The 18,619-nt window shown below is 35.6% G+C and carries 15 protein-coding genes and 2 pseudogenes; 16 read left to right on the top strand and 1 reads right to left on the bottom strand.

Annotation, left to right across the window (positions count from 1 at the left end; translation table 11 throughout):
- Positions 1-8: 8 nt before the first annotated feature.
- On the top strand, positions 9-743 hold the full coding sequence (locus tag HMPREF9171_RS104425) for an ABC transporter ATP-binding protein (RefSeq protein ID WP_000589158.1): 735 nt from the start codon (positions 9-11) through the stop codon (positions 741-743).
- 3 nt (positions 744-746) lie between these two features.
- The gene (locus tag HMPREF9171_RS104430; protein WP_001104583.1) at positions 747-2,351 is read left to right on the top strand and encodes a hypothetical protein; all 1,605 of its coding nucleotides are present in this window, start codon (positions 747-749) and stop codon (positions 2,349-2,351) included.
- A gap of 207 nt (positions 2,352-2,558) precedes the next feature.
- On the opposite strand, the gene HMPREF9171_RS104435 is transcribed toward HMPREF9171_RS104430, so the two are convergent.
- The gene (locus HMPREF9171_RS104435) at positions 2,559-3,944 is read right to left on the bottom strand and encodes a PTS transporter subunit EIIC (RefSeq protein WP_001872425.1); all 1,386 of its coding nucleotides are present in this window, start codon (positions 3,942-3,944) and stop codon (positions 2,559-2,561) included.
- 140 nt (positions 3,945-4,084) lie between these two features.
- On the opposite strand from HMPREF9171_RS104435, the gene proB reads away from it, so the two are divergent.
- The 14 genes and pseudogenes from proB (at position 4,085) to nadE (ending at position 18,590) form a co-directional block, all read left to right on the top strand.
- The gene (gene proB, locus HMPREF9171_RS104440) at positions 4,085-4,888 is read left to right on the top strand and encodes a glutamate 5-kinase (protein WP_000820349.1); all 804 of its coding nucleotides are present in this window, start codon (positions 4,085-4,087) and stop codon (positions 4,886-4,888) included.
- Between the two features lie 9 nt (positions 4,889-4,897).
- A pseudogene (locus HMPREF9171_RS01000000113055) lies at positions 4,898-6,150 on the top strand (glutamate-5-semialdehyde dehydrogenase).
- Positions 6,151-6,232: 82 nt separating this feature from the next.
- On the top strand, positions 6,233-7,180 hold the full coding sequence (gene rsmH / locus HMPREF9171_RS104445; protein ID WP_000180264.1) for a 16S rRNA (cytosine(1402)-N(4))-methyltransferase RsmH: 948 nt from the start codon (positions 6,233-6,235) through the stop codon (positions 7,178-7,180).
- A 14-nt stretch (positions 7,181-7,194) separates the two neighbouring features.
- Positions 7,195-7,521 carry a cell division protein FtsL gene (gene ftsL / locus HMPREF9171_RS104450; protein ID WP_000180568.1) on the top strand — a complete coding sequence of 109 codons (327 nt, stop codon included), beginning with the start codon at positions 7,195-7,197 and terminating at the stop codon, positions 7,519-7,521.
- A 3-nt stretch (positions 7,522-7,524) separates the two neighbouring features.
- Positions 7,525-9,783 (top strand): penicillin-binding protein PBP2X, encoded by a 2,259-nt coding sequence (pbp2x, locus tag HMPREF9171_RS104455; RefSeq protein WP_000142548.1) that lies wholly within the window; start codon positions 7,525-7,527, stop codon positions 9,781-9,783.
- Between the two features lies 1 nt (position 9,784).
- On the top strand, positions 9,785-10,795 hold the full coding sequence (gene mraY, locus HMPREF9171_RS104460) for a phospho-N-acetylmuramoyl-pentapeptide-transferase (RefSeq protein WP_000480028.1): 1,011 nt from the start codon (positions 9,785-9,787) through the stop codon (positions 10,793-10,795).
- Positions 10,796-10,892: 97 nt separating this feature from the next.
- Positions 10,893-12,234, top strand: a pseudogene (locus HMPREF9171_RS01730) (DEAD/DEAH box helicase).
- Between the two features lie 137 nt (positions 12,235-12,371).
- The gene (locus tag HMPREF9171_RS104465) at positions 12,372-13,184 is read left to right on the top strand and encodes an amino acid ABC transporter substrate-binding protein (RefSeq protein WP_000473467.1); all 813 of its coding nucleotides are present in this window, start codon (positions 12,372-12,374) and stop codon (positions 13,182-13,184) included.
- A 94-nt stretch (positions 13,185-13,278) separates the two neighbouring features.
- Positions 13,279-14,082 carry an amino acid ABC transporter permease gene (locus HMPREF9171_RS104470; RefSeq protein ID WP_001071293.1) on the top strand — a complete coding sequence of 268 codons (804 nt, stop codon included), beginning with the start codon at positions 13,279-13,281 and terminating at the stop codon, positions 14,080-14,082.
- Positions 14,082-14,825: an amino acid ABC transporter ATP-binding protein gene (locus tag HMPREF9171_RS104475; RefSeq protein ID WP_000593862.1), complete on the top strand. Its 744-nt coding sequence runs from the start codon at positions 14,082-14,084 to the stop codon at positions 14,823-14,825. The genes HMPREF9171_RS104470 and HMPREF9171_RS104475 overlap by 1 nt, the downstream gene beginning before the upstream one ends.
- A 121-nt stretch (positions 14,826-14,946) precedes the next feature.
- Positions 14,947-15,171: a DUF4059 family protein gene (locus HMPREF9171_RS104480; RefSeq protein ID WP_000478229.1), complete on the top strand. Its 225-nt coding sequence runs from the start codon at positions 14,947-14,949 to the stop codon at positions 15,169-15,171.
- 68 nt (positions 15,172-15,239) lie between these two features.
- Positions 15,240-16,154: a thioredoxin-disulfide reductase gene (gene trxB / locus HMPREF9171_RS104485; RefSeq protein ID WP_000272352.1), complete on the top strand. Its 915-nt coding sequence runs from the start codon at positions 15,240-15,242 to the stop codon at positions 16,152-16,154.
- Positions 16,155-16,311: 157 nt separating this feature from the next.
- Positions 16,312-17,772: a nicotinate phosphoribosyltransferase gene (locus HMPREF9171_RS104490; protein ID WP_000276180.1), complete on the top strand. Its 1,461-nt coding sequence runs from the start codon at positions 16,312-16,314 to the stop codon at positions 17,770-17,772.
- On the top strand, positions 17,769-18,590 hold the full coding sequence (gene nadE, locus HMPREF9171_RS104495; RefSeq protein WP_000174854.1) for an NAD(+) synthase: 822 nt from the start codon (positions 17,769-17,771) through the stop codon (positions 18,588-18,590). The genes HMPREF9171_RS104490 and nadE overlap by 4 nt, the downstream gene beginning before the upstream one ends.
- Positions 18,591-18,619: the final 29 nt, after the last annotated feature.

The following is an 18,619-nucleotide window of genomic DNA, read 5'->3' as shown; positions in this document are numbered from 1 at the left end:
AGATTTTTATGATTAAGTTTGAACATGTTTCGAAAGTATACGGGGAAAAAGAAGCTCTCAGTGATTTAACCCTCTCTATTAAAGATGGTGAGATTTTTGGATTAATCGGTCACAATGGAGCAGGAAAAACAACGACAATTAGTATTCTAACATCTATTATTGATGCAACTTATGGCCAAGTCTATATTGATGACCTACTTTTGACAGAACATCGTGACCAAATTAAGAAAAAAATAGGTTATGTACCGGACTCGCCAGATATTTTCTTAAATTTAACCGCAGAGGAATACTGGTACTTTTTAGCTAAAATTTATGATGTTGCCCCAGAAGATATTGAAGCACGTATCACAAAATTGGTAGACATATTTGAACTAGAGGAGCAGCGCTATAATCCTATTGAAAGTTTTTCACATGGTATGCGTCAAAAAGTCATTGTTATAGGTGCCCTTCTTCCAAATCCTGACATTTGGATTCTAGATGAGCCATTAACTGGTTTAGATCCTCAAGCTTCTTTTGATTTGAAAGAAATGATGAAAGAACATGCTAAAAATGGAAAAACAGTTATTTTTTCAACACATGTCTTAGCAGTTGCAGAACAATTATGCGACAGAATAGGTATTTTGAAACAAGGGAAATTAATCTTTGTCGGTAGCTTAGGTGAGTTAAAAATGCAATATCCAGATAAAGATTTGGAAACTATCTATTTGGAATTAGCAGGACGTCAAGCTAATAGGGAGGGATAAAGTATGAATTGGTCACGTATCTGGGAACTCGTAAAAATTAATATCCTTTATTCAAACCCTCAGACTCTATCGGCACTAAGAAAAAAGCAAGAAAAGCATCCTAAAAAAGAATTTTCAGCTTATAAATTCATGTTTAGAAATCAGTTATTTCAGATTTTGCTCTTTTCAATAATTTATGTATTTCTCTTTGTATCACTTGATTTTAAAGAATATCCGGGCTATTTCACGTTCTACATTGGTATCTTTACACTAGTATCCATTATCTACTCTTTTATTGCGATGTACAGTGTTTTCTATGAGAGTGACGATGTTAAACAATATGCTTATTTGCCTATTAAATCTGAAGAGCTCTATGTTGCTAAAATTTTTGCAACATTTGGGATGTCTGTAACTTTTCTAATGCCAATCCTAACCTTAATGATTGTGGCTTATTGGCGTATAATAGGTGGCCCACTTGCGGTCCTCCTAGCAATCATAAATTTTGCTATTTTATTTTTATCGGTAACGGTGATTTCATTGTATATTAATAGTTTAATAGGCCGTGCCATTATTCGAAGTGCTAATCGGAAACTTATTTCTACTATATTAATTTCACTAGCTACATTTGGAGCAATAGTTCCCTTATTATTTGTGAATATGACGAGTCAAAAGATGGTACAAGGGAAATTACAAGATATCGCTCCAATCCCTTATGTCAGAGGTTATTATGATATTGTTACAGCGCCGTTTAGTATGGAGAGTCTTCTCAACTATTATCTCCCGCTCTTAATCATTTTATTCTTGATAGGTGCTATTTATAAATGGGTTATGCCACGCTACTATCAGGAGTTGTTGTATGGACAGGTCAAGCAGAGAAAAGTCCATCGTCAAATCGATTTTAGTAAACGTGAGTCAATTAATAAAACTCTTGTTAAACACCATTTATCAAGTTTACAAAATGCGACATTATTGACAAATACATTTTTAATGCCACTATTATATCTAGCAATGTTCATTGTTCCAATTTTGAATAATGGTAAAGAGATTGGTCGATTTTTTAATGAAAATTATTTTGGGATAGCTTTTCTAGCAGGAATATTAATAGGTAGTTTATGTGTGATGCCAGCTAGCATTGTAGGGGTAGGTATTTCTTTAGAAAAAAGTAATTTCTACTTTATAAAAAGTTTGCCTATATCATTTTCGTATTTCTTAAAGCATAAATTTGTAACTTTGATAACATTACAACTTGCAGTTCCTACTTTTATTTATTTCTTGGTAGGATTCTTTCTACTTAAACTATCAATCCTCGTTTTATTGAGCTTCATTTTAGGTCTAGTCTTCATGGGACTTATCGAAGGCCAGTTTATTTATAGACGTGACTATAAACATTTGTTCTTGAATTGGCAAGAGGTTACGCAACTATTTAATAGAGGGTTAGGCCAATGGCTGTTAGTTGGTTCATTGTTTGGAATGATGATAATAGGTAGTTTTCTTATTGGAATAAGTATTTTTTGGTCAATGGTATGGAATACTGTAGCTGTCAATATCATAATCCTTATCATTGGGTTGCTCATATTATCAATTTGCCAATACTTACTGCTAAAAAATTTTTGGAAGAAGCTTGTTTAGTAAAAAGATTTTAGAAAAATCATACAGTAAGAATAATGCTTAATAACTGAGATAGTTATAGCGGATAAAATAAAGGCTTGTTGTGGACTTTACGGTTGGAAGGCAGCCACTGTAATCCTTTGTTTAATAACGCTAGTTTTAGCTCTAAAATATTTGATTTTTATTGCTATCTATTATATCTTATCAGACAAAGAGACTAGGGATAACCTAGTCTCTTTGTCTGATGCTAACTTGTTTTTCGTAATATTGTGCTAGAATGAATGTCAATATAGCAGTTGTGCTTACAGTAATGATAACTGCAATAAGCATGGTAATAAAAAGATGTGTTGAAGTATGACTGATATAAAGAAACAGACCTGGTAGACCAGAAGAGCCTACAGCGAAGCGGTGAGCGTTCATTATACCGGCATAGAGTCCTCCAAGACCACCACCAATAAGTGAGGCTATTAGAGGATAACGTTTCGGAAGGTTGACACCATATAAGATAGGTTCGGTGATTCCCATATAAGCTGTTATGGCAGCAGGTCCAGCAATTTCTTTAAGCTTTTTTTCTTTTGTTATAAGAGTCACCACTGTACCTGCAGTTGCTTGTGCGATATTTGAGCAGAGCATGCCTGGTCCAAAAATAGAATCAACCCCTAATTTCGCTAGTTGTATGATTCCTAATGCAGCAATTCCACTATGAACACCAAACATGATTAGGATAGGAGCAAATGCTCCTACTAGAAAAGCAGGTGCCCAACTGGCGTATTTGGATAAAAAAGTAAAAATAACAGCTAAATATTGGCCAGCGATAGTACCCATTGGTCCCAATATAGAGAACGACAAAATTCCCATGCTGAGAAATATTAACATAGGAACAAGCACTAAACGTAGTGATTTAGGAATAATTTGATTTAAATATTTTTCTATATAAGCCTGAACACAAATAATTAGAATAATGGGAATGACACTTGATGCATAGTTAGTAAGTGTGAATGGGATCGTATGGAATAAGGATACTGGTTTACCAGAAGCTACTAAATTAGCCCAATTAGGGTGAAGGAGCATGACAACAGTTCCCAAAGCTAAAATAGGATTAGCCTTCAATTTTTGAGCAGCTGTGATGGCGATTAAGATAGGTAAAAAATAGAAAACACCATCTGCAAAAAGATTTAGTAATATATATGTTTGAGATAACGGTGTCAAGATTTTGAATACTAGTAATAAAGCTAGCAATGCCTTAATCATACCAGCGCCTGATAGAGCTGGTAAAATCGGTTGGAAAGTCCCAGAAACAAAATCAATAATTCGACTAACTGCTTTGGCTTTTTTGGTTTGTTCTGTTTTAGTCGTTGAGTTAGTTTCAATGAGGGAGTTAATTTCTTCAAACACTTTTGCGACATGAGTCCCGATCACTATCTGATGTTGCCCTCCGCTGATAACGACAGTTTTTACCTCTTTTAAAGTTTTTAATTGCTCAAGGTTTACTTTCGTCGGATCATTGAGACTAAAGCGAAGGCGTGTTTGACAATGGTAAACATTGTTAATATTATTTTGCCCACCAAGGTGTTTGATGATATTTTTTGACAAGGTGATGTATTCTCTAGACATAATATCTCCTTAATACTTATAAAACGTTTTCCGATTCTAGATTATAGCATAGTAATAAAAGAAAACACTTGGAAATGCTTGTGAATTTTCAATGATGTTTTCAGATAGCATTCCTAAAGGGCCTATGATATAATTTTTTTATGAAAAGACATTTTGAGACAACTAGAAGAATTGTTATTAAAGTAGGAACCAGTTCCCTCGTACAGACAAGTGGGAAAATTAATTTAAGTAAAATAGACCATTTAGCATTTGTTATTTCTAGTCTTATGAATAAAGGTATGGAGGTGATTTTAGTATCATCTGGAGCTATGGGGTTTGGTTTAGACATTTTGAAAATGGATAAGCGTCCTCAAGAAATATCACAACAACAAGCAGTTTCTAGCGTAGGACAAGTAGCCATGATGAGTCTTTATTCTCAGATATTTTCGCACTATCAAACTCATGTTTCCCAAATTTTATTAACACGTGACGTTGTGGTTTTTCCAGAGAGTTTGCAAAATGTAACAAACTCTTTTGAGAGTCTGCTCTCTATGGGAATTTTGCCAATCGTCAATGAGAATGATGCTGTCAGCGTGGATGAGATGGATCATAAAACGAAGTTTGGGGACAATGACCGTCTCTCTGCTGTCGTTGCTAAAATTACTAAAGCAGATTTATTAATTATGCTGTCAGATATTGATGGTCTTTTTGATAAAAATCCTAATATTTATGATGATGCTGTTTTACGTAGTCATGTTTCTGAGGTCACCGATGACATCATTAAGTCAGCTGGAGGAGCAGGAAGTAAGTTTGGTACTGGTGGCATGCTTAGTAAAATTAAAAGTGCACAAATGGTGTTTGATAACAATGGACAAATGATATTGATGAATGGCGCCAATCCTCGTGATATTTTAAAGGTGTTAGATGGGCATAATATTGGAACTTATTTTGCTCAAGGAAAGTGAGATTGAGTTATGACGTATATTGAAATATTAGGGCAAAATGCTAAAAAAGCTAGTCAATCAGTAGCACGATTAAGTACAGCTAGTAAAAATGAGATACTCAGGGACTTAGCGAGAAACATAGTGGCTGATACTGAAACCATTTTGACTGAGAATGCTCGCGATGTTGCTAAGGCAAAAGATAATGGTATCTCAGAAATTATGGTGGACCGTCTACGACTAAACAAAGACCGCATACAGGCGATAGCAAACGGTATTTATCAGGTAGCAGATTTGGCAGATCCGATTGGTCAAGTTGTTAGTGGTTATACAAATTTAGATGGTTTAAAAATCCTTAAAAAAAGAGTGCCTTTAGGGGTTATTGCAATGATATTTGAAAGTCGTCCCAATGTATCGGTGGATGCCTTTAGTTTAGCTTTTAAAACAGGGAACGCTATTATTTTACGTGGTGGTAAAGATCTATTTTTTCAAATACTGCCTTGGTTAATTGTATGCGCCAAACATTGCAAGATACAGGACACAACCCAGATATAGTACAATTAGTTGAAGATACTAGTCATGTTGTAGCAGAGGAGTTAATGCAGGCAACAGACTACGTGGACGTCTTAATTCCAAGAGGTGGTGCAAAATTAATTCAGACGGTGAAGGAAAAGTCAAAGATTCCTGTTATCGAAACAGGTGTTGGAAATGTTCATATCTATATTGATGAATTTGCAGATTTAGATATGGCAGCTAAGATTGTTATTAATGCTAAAACCCAACGCCCTAGTGTCTGTAATGCTGCTGAAGGGTTAGTTGTTCATCAAGCTATTGCTAAGGGATTTTTATCTCAATTGGAGAAAATGCTCAAAGAATCGAACCAGTCAGTTGAATTTCGTGCCGATGAGGAAGCTTTACAACTTTTAGAAAATGCTGTTGCTGCAAGTGAGTCTGATTATGCTACTGAATTTTTAGACTATATTATGTCAGTAAAAGTAGTAGATTCTTTTGAACAAGCAATTAGCTGGATTAATAAATACAGTAGTCATCACTCAGAAGCTATCATTACTAATAATATCAGTAGGGCAGAAATTTTTCAGGATATGGTAGATGCAGCGGCAGTTTATGTTAATGCTTCAACACGTTTTACAGATGGTTTCGTTTTTGGACTCGGAGCAGAGATTGGTATTTCGACTCAAAAATTACACGCACGTGGACCGATGGGATTAGAAGCTTTAACAAGTACAAAATACTATATTAATGGAACTGGTCAAGTAAGGGAATAGTTGACCTATAATAGGAGAGATTGCATTTATCGGTCTCTCTTTTACTTTTCTAAAGTTTAGGATTTATGGTACAATTAAAGTTATGACAAACGATTTTCATCATATTACTGTGCTTTTGCACGAGACTGTGGATATGCTTGATATTAAGCCGGATGGTATCTATGTAGATGCTACTTTAGGTGGAGCAGGACACAGCGAATATCTTCTTTCACAATTAGGCCCAGATGGGCACCTTTACGCATTTGACCAAGACCAGAAGGCTATTGACAATGCTCATATACGTTTAAAGAAATATGTGGATACCGGTCAAGTAACCTTTATCAAAGATAATTTCAGAAATCTATCTTCTAACTTAAAAGCATTAGGAGTGTCGGAAATTAATGGTATTTGTTATGATTTAGGTGTATCAAGCCCACAGCTGGACGAGCGTGAACGCGGTTTCTCATATAAACAAGATGCCCCCCTTGATATGCGGATGAATAGAGAGCAGAGCCTTACAGCTTATGACGTTGTGAACACTTATAGTTATCATGATTTAGTAAGGATTTTCTTTAAGTATGGCGAAGATAAATTTTCAAAACAAATTGCTCGAAAAATTGAGCAAGTACGAGCTGAAAAACCAATATCTACAACAACAGAATTGGCTGAGATTATCAAATCGTCTAAATCTGCCAAAGAACTGAAGAAAAAAGGTCACCCAGCTAAACAAATTTTTCAAGCTATTCGTATTGAAGTCAATGACGAACTAGGAGCTGCAGATGAATCTATACAACAAGCAATGGACTTATTAGCTGTTGATGGTCGTATATCTGTCATCACTTTTCATTCTTTAGAAGATCGTCTTACTAAGCAACTTTTTAAAGAAGCATCAACAGTAGAAGTACCTAAAGGTCTTCCTTTTATACCAGATGATTTACAACCTAAGATGGAGCTCGTTAATCGTAAACCCATCTTACCAAGTCAAGAAGAACTAGAAGCGAACAATCGTGCCCATTCAGCGAAATTGAGAGTAGCGCGCCGTATTCGATAATAAGAAAGAAACTTATGACAAATGAAAAACGAACTGAAGCAGTAACACAAACTTTACAACGTCACATCAAGACTTTCTCTCGCATTGAGAAAGCTTTTTATGGCGCTATTGTAATTACTGCTATTATCATGGCAGTCGGTATTATTTACTTGCAAAGTAATAGTTTACAAGTTAAACAAGAAGTAAATCAATTAAATAGTAAAATCAACGATAAACAGACAGAATTTGACAATGCTAAACAAGAAGTAAATGAGCTTTCTAATCGTGATCGAATTACTAAAATTGCTAAAGATGCTGGTTTAACAATTCAAAACGACAATATTTATCGGAAGGTGGACTAGTCTGTGACTTTTTTTAAAAAGCTAAAAAAAATCTTCCTTGATTATGTGATCCATATAAGAGATAGGCGTTCGCCGCAGAAAAATAGGGAAAGAGTAGGTCAAAATCTGATGATTTTAACCATTTTCCTATTTTTCATTTTTATCATCAACTTTGTCATCATCGTTGGTACAGATAGTAAATTTGGGGTTAATTTATCCAAGGAAGCCAAGAAAGTCTATCAACAAAGTATGACAGTACAGGCGAAGCGTGGGACAATTTACGACCGTAATGGAAATCCTATCGCTGAGGATGCTACGACCTATAGTCTCTACGCTATTATCTCAAAGAACTATACGACAGCTACAGGTCAAAAACTATATGTACAACCTTCTCAGTATGAAAAAGTAGCTAGTATCTTAGAGAATAAATTGGGCATGAAGAAAAATCTTGTCCTAAAACAACTCAATCAAAAGAAATTGTTTCAAGTTTCCTTTGGAAGTTCAGGTTCAGGATTGTCTTATACCAAGATGGCTGACATCAAGAAAACGATGGAAAAGTCAGATATCAAAGGAATTGGTTTTTCTACCAGTCCGGGGCGTATTTATCCAAATGGGATATTTGCTTCACAATTTATAGGATTTACTCTTCCTCAGGATGATGGAGATGGAAAAAAATTAGTTGGTAATACAGGCCTTGAAGCGGCACTTAACAAGGTATTATCAGGTACTGATGGTAAAGTAACATACGAAAAAGACCGTAGTGGGAATGTTCTTTTAGGTACTGCAACAACAGAACGTAGGGCGGTTAATGGTAAGGATATCTACACAACTTTATCAGAGCCTATTCAGACTGTTTTAGAGACTCAGATGGATGTTTTCGCAGAAAAAACCAAAGGAAAATTTGCGAGTGCTACAGTTGTCAACGCTAAAACAGGAGAAATTCTAGCAACGAGTCAGCGTCCTACTTATAATCCTTCTACCCTTAAAGGTTACGATAAGAAAAATTTGGGTACCTATAACACACTACTATATGATAACTTTTTTGAACCTGGTTCAACAATGAAGGTAATGACTCTAGCCTCTGCAATTGATTCTAAGCATTTTAACTCTACTGAAGTGTATAATAGTGCACAATATAAAATTGCAGATGCGGTTATTCGAGATTGGGATGTCAATGAAGGGTTATCATCTGGTAGTTATATGACTTTTCCACAAGGGTTTGCACATTCCAGTAACGTTGGTATGGTAACCTTGGAACAAAAAATGGGACGAGATAAATGGTTAAACTATCTTTCTAAGTTTAAATTTGGTTACCCAACACGTTTTGGGATGCTTCATGAAAGTGGAGGTTTGTTCCCATCTGACAATGAAGTAACTATCGCTATGAGCTCATTTGGTCAAGGTATTGGTGTAACGCAAGTTCAAATGTTGCGCGCATTTACGTCTATCTCGAATGATGGTGTTATGTTACAACCACAGTTTATTAGCAGTATTTATGATCCAAATACAGGGACTTCTCGTACAGCACGAAAAGAAGTCGTTGGAAAACCAGTTTCCAAAGAAGCAGCTAGTAAAACACGTGATTATATGGTTACTGTTGGGACAGATCCTTATTATGGTACATTATACGCAGCAGGTGCCCCAGTTATTCAGGTGGGGAATCAATCAGTTGCAGTAAAATCTGGTACTGCCCAAATAGCCCAGGAAGGTGGTGGTGGTTATCTGCAAGGAAAAAATGATACTATTAACTCAGTTGTGGCTATGGTGCCATCGGAAAATCCTGACTTCATCATGTATGTTACCATCCAACAACCCGAAAAATTTAGTATCACATTCTGGAAAGATGTTGTTAATCCTGTTTTAGAACAAGCAACAGCAATGAAAGAAACGATATTAAAACCGGGATTGAATGACTCAGAACATCAGACAAAATATAAACTATCAAAAATAGTTGGTGAAAATCCAGGTCATGTAGCGGAAGAATTACGTCGTAATCTGGTTCAGCCAATTATTTTAGGAAATGGTAGTAAAGTTTCTAAAGTATCTAAAAGACCAGGAGCTAATCTTGCTGAGAATGAACAGCTACTAGTATTAACAAATAAACTGACTGAATTACCTGATATGTATGGTTGGTCTAGAGCAAACGTTGAACAGTTTGCTAAATGGACAGGTATAAAAGTGACCTATAAAGGTTCAACCTCAGGTAAAGTAAGAAAACAAAGTATTGATGTTGGAAAATCCATCAATAAAATTAAAAAAATCAAAATTACAATAGGAGATTAACATGTTTTTAAGTATAATGGCAAGTGTCATAGCATTTGTCCTGACAGTTATTGCCATTCCACGCTTCATTAAGTTTTACCAATTGAAGAAAATTGGCGGGCAACAAATGCATGAAGATGTCAAACAACATCTAGCCAAAGCAGGTACGCCGACAATGGGAGGAACGGTATTTTTGGTTGTTGCTCTTCTTGTCTCACTTATTTTTAGTATTATTTTATCTAAAGAAAATAGTGGTAATTTAGGTGCAACTTTTGGTATTTTATCTGTTGTTCTTATCTATGGGATTATTGGTTTTTTAGATGATTTTTTGAAAATTTTTAAACAAATCAATGAGGGCTTGACTCCAAAGCAAAAAATGTCGCTCCAACTAATTGCGGGTCTAATTTTTTATTTTGTCCATGTGTTACCAAGTGGTACATCTGCGATAAATATTTTTGGTTTTAACCTTGAAGTAGGATACTTATACGCTTTTTTTGTTCTTTTCTGGGTTGTTGGTTTTTCAAATGCTGTGAACCTAACAGATGGAATTGATGGTCTAGCTTCTATTTCGGTTGTTATCAGTTTGATTACTTATGGAATCATTGCTTATAATCAAACGCAATTTGATATTTTATTGATTATCGTTATCATGATTGGTGCTTTACTTGGCTTTTTTGTCTTTAATCATAAACCAGCTAAAGTCTTTATGGGAGATGTTGGTTCACTTGCATTGGGTGCTATGTTAGCAGCCATTTCAATTACCTTACGTCAGGAATGGACCTTGCTTTTTATCGGCTTTGTCTATGTTTTTGAGACGTCTTCAGTGATGTTGCAAGTAGCATACTTTAAGTATACTAAGAAGAAAACTGGTGTTGGGAAACGTATCTTCCGAATGACACCATTTCATCACCATTTAGAATTAGGTGGTGTGTCTGGTAAAGGTAATAAATGGAGCGAATGGAAAGTAGATGCTTTTTTATGGGCTATTGGTATTTTCACGAGCGCTGTTACACTTGCTATTTTATATCTTTAAACTTTATTAGGGGATGTGGTATGGACTGCCAGATTCCCTTTTGCTTTCTTGTAGCCTTTAATGGTATAATGAACATAATAATAGTAAGGAAATAGACATGTCATTTAAAGATTTTAATTTTAAACCATACATTCAGAGTGCTCTTGATGAGTTAAAATTCGTCGATCCAACTGATGTTCAAGCTAAATTGATTCCAGTTGTTCGTTCAGGCCGCGATCTTGTGGGGGAATCGAAAACTGGTTCTGGTAAAACCCACACCTTTTTACTTCCTATTTTTGAGAAGCTAGATGAAAGTAGTGATGATGTTCAAGTTGTTATTACTGCACCAAGTAGAGAGTTGGCAACACAAATTTATCAGGCAACTAAACAAATTGCTGAGCATTCAGAGCAAGAAGTACGGGTGGTTAACTATGTTGGTGGTACTGACAAATTACGTCAAATTGAAAAGTTGAAAGTAAGCCAACCTCATATTGTCATTGGAACCCCAGGACGTATTTATGATTTGGTGAAGTCAGGTGATTTAGCTATTCATAAGGCGCATACTTTTGTTGTTGATGAAGCAGATATGACTCTGGATATGGGATTCCTTGATACCGTTGATAAGATTGCAGGGTCTTTACCCAAGGATGTCCAAATTTTAGTTTTTTCAGCAACGATTCCACAAAAATTACAGCCATTTTTAAAGAAATATTTGACCAATCCTCTAATGGAAAAAATCAAAACAGCAACAGTTATCGCTGATACCATCGATAACTGGCTTTTGTCCACTAAAGGACGTGATAAAAATGCACAAATTTTGGAACTCTCTAAACTAATGCAGCCCTATCTTGCAATGATATTTGTTAATACGAAAGAGCGTGCAGACGAATTACACTCGTATCTTTCTAGTAATGGATTAAAAGTAGCTAAAATTCATGGTGGGATTGCACCTCGTGAACGTAAACGTATTATGAATCAGGTTAAAAACCTCGAATTTGAATATATCGTTGCAACAGATTTAGCAGCGCGTGGTATTGATATTGAAGGTGTTAGCCATGTTATCAATGATGCCATCCCTCAAGACCTATCTTTCTTTGTCCACCGTGTCGGTCGCACAGGTCGCAATGGCTTATCTGGTACTGCTATAACTTTATATCAGCCAAGTGACGATTCTGATATTCGTGAACTTGAAAAACTAGGTATTAATTTTATTCCTAAAGTCATTAAAAACGGTGAATTTCAAGATACATACGACCGTGATCGTCGTAATAACCGTGAAAAGTCCTATCAAAAATTAGATACAGAAATGATTGGACTTGTGAAAAAGAAAAGAAAAAATAAAACCAGGTTACAAGAAAAAAATTCAATGGAAAGTTGATGAAAAGCGTCGTAAAGAGCGTAGAGCAAGTAATCGTGCTAAGGGGCGTGCGGAGCGCAAAGCTAAAAAACAAAGTTTTTAAAATTATTAAAGTCTGAAATCAGCTCGTTTCAGGCTTTTTTATTGATATAAAATCTTTATCACCTGATAAGGAAATACTATTATACAGATAGATTTTAGAGTGTTAGACTAGTAATATGATATTTTAGGAGAATTCTTATGTTTAAAAAAATAATATTATCTATTGCAACTATAGCCGCAACCGCCAGCCTAGCAGTATCAGTTCAGGCGTCAGAGAAAGTAGAACTTAAAGTAGCTACAGATTCTGACACGGCACCATTTACTTATCAAAAAGACGGGAAATTCAAAGGTTATGACGTTGATGTTGTCAAAGCTGTTTTTAAAGGTAGTAAGTACAAAGTAACTTTCAAGACAGTTCCTTTTGATACTATTTCAACAGGTATTGATGCAGGAAAATTTGATTTATCAGCTAATGATTTTTCATATAATAAAGAAAGAGCAGAAAAATACCTCTTCTCAGATCCTATATCCCGTTCAAATTATGCCGTAGTAGGGAAGAAGGGGAGCCATTACAAATCATTAAGTGACCTCTCTGGAAAATCAACAGAAGTTTTATCTGGCGTTAACTATGCACAGGTTCTAGAAAATTGGAATAAAAATCATCCTAATAAAAAACCAATAAAAATCAAATATGTTTCTGGGACAACTGGTGTTACTAGCAGATTAAAAAATATTGAGAGTGGGAAAATTGACTTTATCCTATATGATGCCATTTCATCTGACTATATTGTAAAAGATCAATCATTAAACTTAAGCGTTTCTCCTTTGAAAGGTAAAATTGGTAATAATAAGGATGGATTAGAATACCTCCTTTTACCAAAAGATAAAAAAGGTAAAACTCTACAGAAATTTATAAATAAGCGTATTAAAGTTTTGAAAGAAGATGGTACTTTGGCACGTTTAAGTAAACAATATTTCGGTGGAGATTACGTTTCAAACATTGATAAATAAATCAGTGAGACTATAAGTTTTATCTTTTTACATGTGAGAGTTTGCGTGATAGAATAACGGAGATAAGAAAGTTTAGAAAAGGAAAGTAGAAGGAATGAATCAATTTATCTTGACGGGGGGATGGCCTTGGTATAATAATTTGGTTAGTCAGGTTCCAGCGGGGAAATTATTTAGTTGGAAGGCTGTTTTAGATGCAATACCCTCAATTTTAGAGCGATTACCCATAACACTATTATTGACAGTAGCAGGAGCCTTATTTGGACTCATTTTAGCTTTGATTTTTGCAGTAGTGAAAATTAACCGTGTCAAAATTTTATATCCGATTCAAGCTTTATTTGTTAGTTTTTTACGTGGGACTCCAATACTTGTTCAATTAATGCTGAGTTATTATGGAATTCCACTTTTCTTGAAATTTTTAAACCAACAATATGGTTTTGATTGGAACATTAATGCTATACCGGCTTCTGTATTTGCTATTACTGCATTTGCTTTTAATGAAGCGGCTTATACAAGTGAAACTATACGAGCGGCGATTTTGTCGGTTGATCAAGGTGAAATTGAGGCAGCACGTAGTTTAGGGATGACCTCAGCGCAAGTTTATCGTCGTGTTATTATTCCAAACGCAGCAGTAGTCGCAACACCTACTTTGATAAACACGTTAATTGGTCTAACTAAGGGAACCTCTTTAGCTTTTAATGCTGGTATTGTTGAAATGTTTGCCCAAGCACAAATTATGGGTGGTAGCGATTATCGCTATTTTGAACGTTATATCTCTGTGGCACTTGTTTACTGGGCGGTTAGTTTCTTAATTGAACAATTGGGAAATGCTATTGAACGAAAAATGGCAATTAAGGCTCCACGCCATTTAACTGATGAGATTCCAGGAGGAGTACGCTAATGATAAAATTGAGACAATTGACTAAATCATTTTCTGGTCAAAAAGTGTTAGATAAACTTGATTTAGATATTGAAAAAGGTCAAGTTGTTGCTCTAGTAGGTGCTTCAGGTGCAGGAAAATCAACCTTTCTTCGTAGTATGAATTATTTAGAAGAGCCTGATTATGGAACAATTGAAATTGATGATTTTAAAGTTGATTTTAAATCAATCAGTAAAGATGACATACTAACATTACGCCGTAAGTTAGCCATGGTTTTTCAACAATTCAATCTATTTGAGCGTCGTACAGCTTTGGATAATGTAAAAGAAGGTTTGAAAATTGTCAAAAAGATGTCAGATCAAGAGGCAACACGGATTGCAAGAGACGAACTGGCAAAGGTCGGACTTGCAGATCGTGAAAAATATTATCCAAGACATTTATCAGGTGGACAGAAACAACGTGTTGCTTTGGCACGCGCATTAGCCATGAAACCTGATGTTCTTCTTTTAGACGAACCGACATCAGCACTTGATCCAGAATTAGTTGGAGAAGTTGAAAAATCTATTGCAGATGCTGCTAAGCAGGGGCAAACCATGGTACTTGTTAGTCATGATATGAATTTTGTTTACCAAGTAGCAGATAAAGTTTTATTTTTGGAAAAAGGTCGTATTTTAGAGTCTGGGACGCCTGAACAATTATTTAACCATCCTTTAGAAGAACGTACAAAAGAATTCTTCGCTAGTTATAACAAATCGTACCTATAAGCTAAAATATTTTGATATAATGAAGGTTAGAATGTCTAATCTTCATTTTTAATTATTCTTGAGTTAGGCTAAGTATATAAGAAAGCTGCGATATGTTTTGACAATCGCTTGTTGGATAGGGATGTTTTTAGAAATAGCAAAAGTTTATTTACAAGGTTTAGGGCTTGCCAGCATAACTGTTATTTTAGTTGGTATAATTTGGGTCTTTTGGCGTGCCAAGAAAAATATAGATAAAACAGCTAGAGAACGCCAATCTGTTCTTTATGACGTTCTTCTGATAGCTCTTATGACAGCTCCAATACTTGCCTTTGCATTTGTAGCTATCATTTTAATGATAAAAGCTTAGTCAGATTAGTTGGAAATATAGACGCTTTGCTATAGAATAAAACCATAAGATTCAAAGGAGAAATAGTAATGTATGATACTTTAATAATAGGTTCAGGTCCTGGTGGTATGACAGCAGCGCTTTACGCTGCACGTTCAAACCTTAAAGTTGGGTTAATTGAACAAGGTGCTCCAGGTGGACAGATGAATAATACTGCTGAAATTGAGAACTATCCAGGCTACGATCATATCTCAGGTCCAGAATTATCAATGAAGATGTATGAGCCGTTGGAAAAATTTGAAGTAGAGCATATTTATGGTATAGTTCAAAGAGTTGAGAACGATGGTGATGTAAAGCGTGTTATCACCGAAGATGAATCGTATGAAGCCAAAACAGTAATCCTTGCTACTGGAGCTAAAAACAGCCTTTTAGGAGTTCCGGGTGAAGAGGAATATACTAGCCGTGGCGTTTCTTACTGTGCGGTTTGTGATGGTGCATTTTTCCGTGATCAGGATCTTTTAGTTGTGGGTGGCGGTGATTCTGCTGTTGAAGAAGCTGTCTTCTTAACTCAATTTGCTAAAAGTGTTACTATTATTCACCGACGTGATCAATTGAGAGCTCAAAAAGTACTTCAAGACCGAGCTTTTGCTAACGAAAAAATAAAATTTGTATGGGATTCAGTGGTCAAAGAGATTAAAGGAAATGAGATTAAAGTATCTGGTGTAACTGTTGAAAATCTAAAGACTGGAGAAATCTCAGAGATGACTTTCGGAGGTGCTTTCATTTACGTTGGTTTGAAACCACATTCTAGCATGGTCTCAGAATTAGGTATTACGGACGAGACTGGCTGGGTCTTAACTGATACAAATATGAAAACATCAATTCCAGGACTATATGCTATTGGGGATGTTCGTCAAAAAGATCTACGTCAGATTGCGACTGCTGTTGGTGAAGGTGCTATCGCTGGACAGGGTGTCTATAACTATATAACTGAGCATTTCTAAGAAATACTAAAAGTAGAAAAGACTATCGAAAAACGATTAGTCTTTCTTTTTATTTTCATGAAAGTAAGGTGATAAACTGAACTACCGAGATAGAAATATGCTATAATGTTAGACATATAGCCTTATCCTAGGCTCATGATTAAAAGGAGATTGTCTGATGTATAAAGACGATAGTTTAACACTACATACTGATTTATATCAAATCAATATGATGCAAGTTTATTTTAATAAAGGTATTCACAATAAAAAAGCGGTGTTTGAAGCTTACTTTCGCAAGGTTCCATTTGAAAATGGTTATGCTGTTTTTGCAGGTTTAGAGCGTATTGTTCGTTATTTAGAAAATCTGAGCTTTTCTGATAGTGATTTATCCTATTTAGAAGAGTTAGGTTATCCTGAAGAATTTTTAGATTACTTAAAAAATTTAAAAATGGAACTGACTGTCAAATCAGCTAAGGAAGGTGACCTTGTATTTGCTAATGAACCATTAGTTCAAATTGAAGGTCCTTTAGCACAATGTCAGTTAGTAGAGACAGCGATTTTAAATATCATCAACTACCAGACACTTGTTGCTACAAAAGCAGCTCGTATTCGTTCTGTTATTGAAGATGAACCGCTATTAGAGTTTGGGACACGACGTGCTCAAGAAATGGATGCAGCCATTTGGGGTACTAGGGCAGCGATTATTGGTGGTGCTAACGCAACAAGCAATGTTCGTGCTGGTAAAATCTTTAATATTCCAGTATCAGGAACGCATGCACATGCTTTAGTTCAAACTTATGGCGATGATTACCAGGCATTTAAAGCTTACGCAGAAACTCATAAAGATTGCGTCTTTTTAGTGGATACTTATGATACCCTTCGTGTAGGTGTGCCTAATGCTATTCGAGTTGCAAAAGAGATGGGCGAAAAGATTAACTTCTTGGGAGTTCGCCTTGATTCAGGTGATTTAGCTTATTTGTCTAAGAAAGTTCGTCAGCAGTTAGATGACGCCGGTTTTCCTAATGCAAAGATTTATGCTTCGAATGATCTAGATGAAAATACAATCCTCAACCTAAAAATGCAAAAAGCTAAAATTGATGTTTGGGGTGTCGGAACAAAATTAATTACAGCCTATGATCAGCCTGCGCTAGGTGCTGTTTATAAAATTGTTTCTATTGAGACTGACAACGGTAGTATGCGAGATACAATTAAACTATCAAACAATGCTGAAAAAGTATCAACACCTGGGAAAAAGCAAGTTTGGCGTATCACCAGTCGAGCTAAAGGGAAATCTGAGGGTGATTACATCACATTTGCAGACACTGATGTGACACAATTAGATGAAATTGAAATGTTTCATCCAACTTATACTTATATCAATAAAACAGTCCGTGATTTTGACGCAGTACCCTTACTGGTAGATATCTTTGACAAAGGGAAATTAGTTTATCAATTACCAAGTCTTCAAGAAATTCAAGAGTACGGACGCAAAGAATTTGATCAGCTTTGGGATGAGTATAAACGTGTTCTGAATCCACAGGATTACCCAGTTGATTTGGCACGCGATGTTTGGCAAAATAAAATGGACCTGATTGATCGTATCCGTAAAGAAGCTTTGGCAAAAGGAGAAGTAAGATGACTTTGCAAGATCAAATTATCAAAGAACTCGGTGTAAAACCTGTTATTAATCCAAGTCAAGAAATCCGTCGTTCCGTAGAATTTTTAAAAGACTATCTATTAAAACATAGTTTTCTAAAGACCTATGTACTGGGTATTTCAGGGGGGCAAGATTCAACTTTAGCAGGACGTCTAGCTCAACTAGCAGTTGAAGAGTTGCGTGCTGATACAGGGGAAAACTATCAATTTATAGCTATTCGTTTACCATATGGCATTCAGGCCGATGAAGAAGATGCACAAAAAGCATTAGATTTTATCAAGCCAGATATTGCTTTGACTATTAATATTAAAGAAGCTGTTGATGGCCAAGTTAGAGCTCTTAATGCAGCAGGAGTAGAGATTACAGACTTTAATAAAGGAAATATTAAAGCTCGTCAAAGAATGATTAGTCAATATGCAGTTGCAGGTCAATATGCTGGAGCGGTTATTGGTACTGATCATGCTGCAGAAAATATTACAGGTTTTTTCACCAAATTTGGTGATGGAGGTGCTGATTTATTACCTCTCTTTAGACTTAATAAAAGTCAGGGAAAACAGTTATTAGCTGAACTTGGTGCTGATAAAGCCTTGTACGAAAAGATTCCAACCGCAGATTTAGAAGAAAATAAACCAGGAATCGCTGATGAAATAGCACTTGGAGTAACCTACCAAGAAATTGATGCTTATCTTGAAGGGAAGGTAGTTTCGGACAAGTCTCGAGGGATCATTGAAAATTGGTGGTATAAGGGTCAACATAAACGTCATCTTCCAATCACAATTTTTGATGATTTCTGGAAATAAGAAAAATAGCTAGAATATTCTAGCTATTT

Origin of the sequence: Streptococcus agalactiae ATCC 13813 (assembly GCF_000186445.1) — a bacterium.
Lineage (GTDB): Bacteria > Bacillota > Bacilli > Lactobacillales > Streptococcaceae > Streptococcus > Streptococcus agalactiae.
The sequence above is the reverse complement of the archived record's forward strand: the minus strand, read 5'-3'. Positions and strand labels throughout refer to the sequence as shown.

Bases quoted from the DNA above. Each gene is read 5' to 3' on its own strand.
- HMPREF9171_RS104425 (WP_000589158.1), top strand. From the start codon at position 9: ATGATTAAGTTTGAACATGTTTCGAAAGTATACGGGGAAAAAGAAGCT.
- HMPREF9171_RS104430 (WP_001104583.1), top strand. From the start codon at position 747: ATGAATTGGTCACGTATCTGGGAACTCGTAAAAATTAATATCCTTTAT.
- HMPREF9171_RS104435 (WP_001872425.1), bottom strand. From the start codon at position 3,944: ATGTCTAGAGAATACATCACCTTGTCAAAAAATATCATCAAACACCTT.
- proB (WP_000820349.1), top strand. From the start codon at position 4,085: ATGAAAAGACATTTTGAGACAACTAGAAGAATTGTTATTAAAGTAGGA.
- rsmH (WP_000180264.1), top strand. From the start codon at position 6,233: ATGACAAACGATTTTCATCATATTACTGTGCTTTTGCACGAGACTGTG.
- ftsL (WP_000180568.1), top strand. From the start codon at position 7,195: ATGACAAATGAAAAACGAACTGAAGCAGTAACACAAACTTTACAACGT.
- mraY (WP_000480028.1), top strand. From the start codon at position 9,785: ATGTTTTTAAGTATAATGGCAAGTGTCATAGCATTTGTCCTGACAGTT.
- HMPREF9171_RS104465 (WP_000473467.1), top strand. From the start codon at position 12,372: ATGTTTAAAAAAATAATATTATCTATTGCAACTATAGCCGCAACCGCC.
- HMPREF9171_RS104470 (WP_001071293.1), top strand. From the start codon at position 13,279: ATGAATCAATTTATCTTGACGGGGGGATGGCCTTGGTATAATAATTTG.
- HMPREF9171_RS104475 (WP_000593862.1), top strand. From the start codon at position 14,082: ATGATAAAATTGAGACAATTGACTAAATCATTTTCTGGTCAAAAAGTG.
- HMPREF9171_RS104480 (WP_000478229.1), top strand. From the start codon at position 14,947: ATGTTTTTAGAAATAGCAAAAGTTTATTTACAAGGTTTAGGGCTTGCC.
- trxB (WP_000272352.1), top strand. From the start codon at position 15,240: ATGTATGATACTTTAATAATAGGTTCAGGTCCTGGTGGTATGACAGCA.
- HMPREF9171_RS104490 (WP_000276180.1), top strand. From the start codon at position 16,312: ATGTATAAAGACGATAGTTTAACACTACATACTGATTTATATCAAATC.
- nadE (WP_000174854.1), top strand. From the start codon at position 17,769: ATGACTTTGCAAGATCAAATTATCAAAGAACTCGGTGTAAAACCTGTT.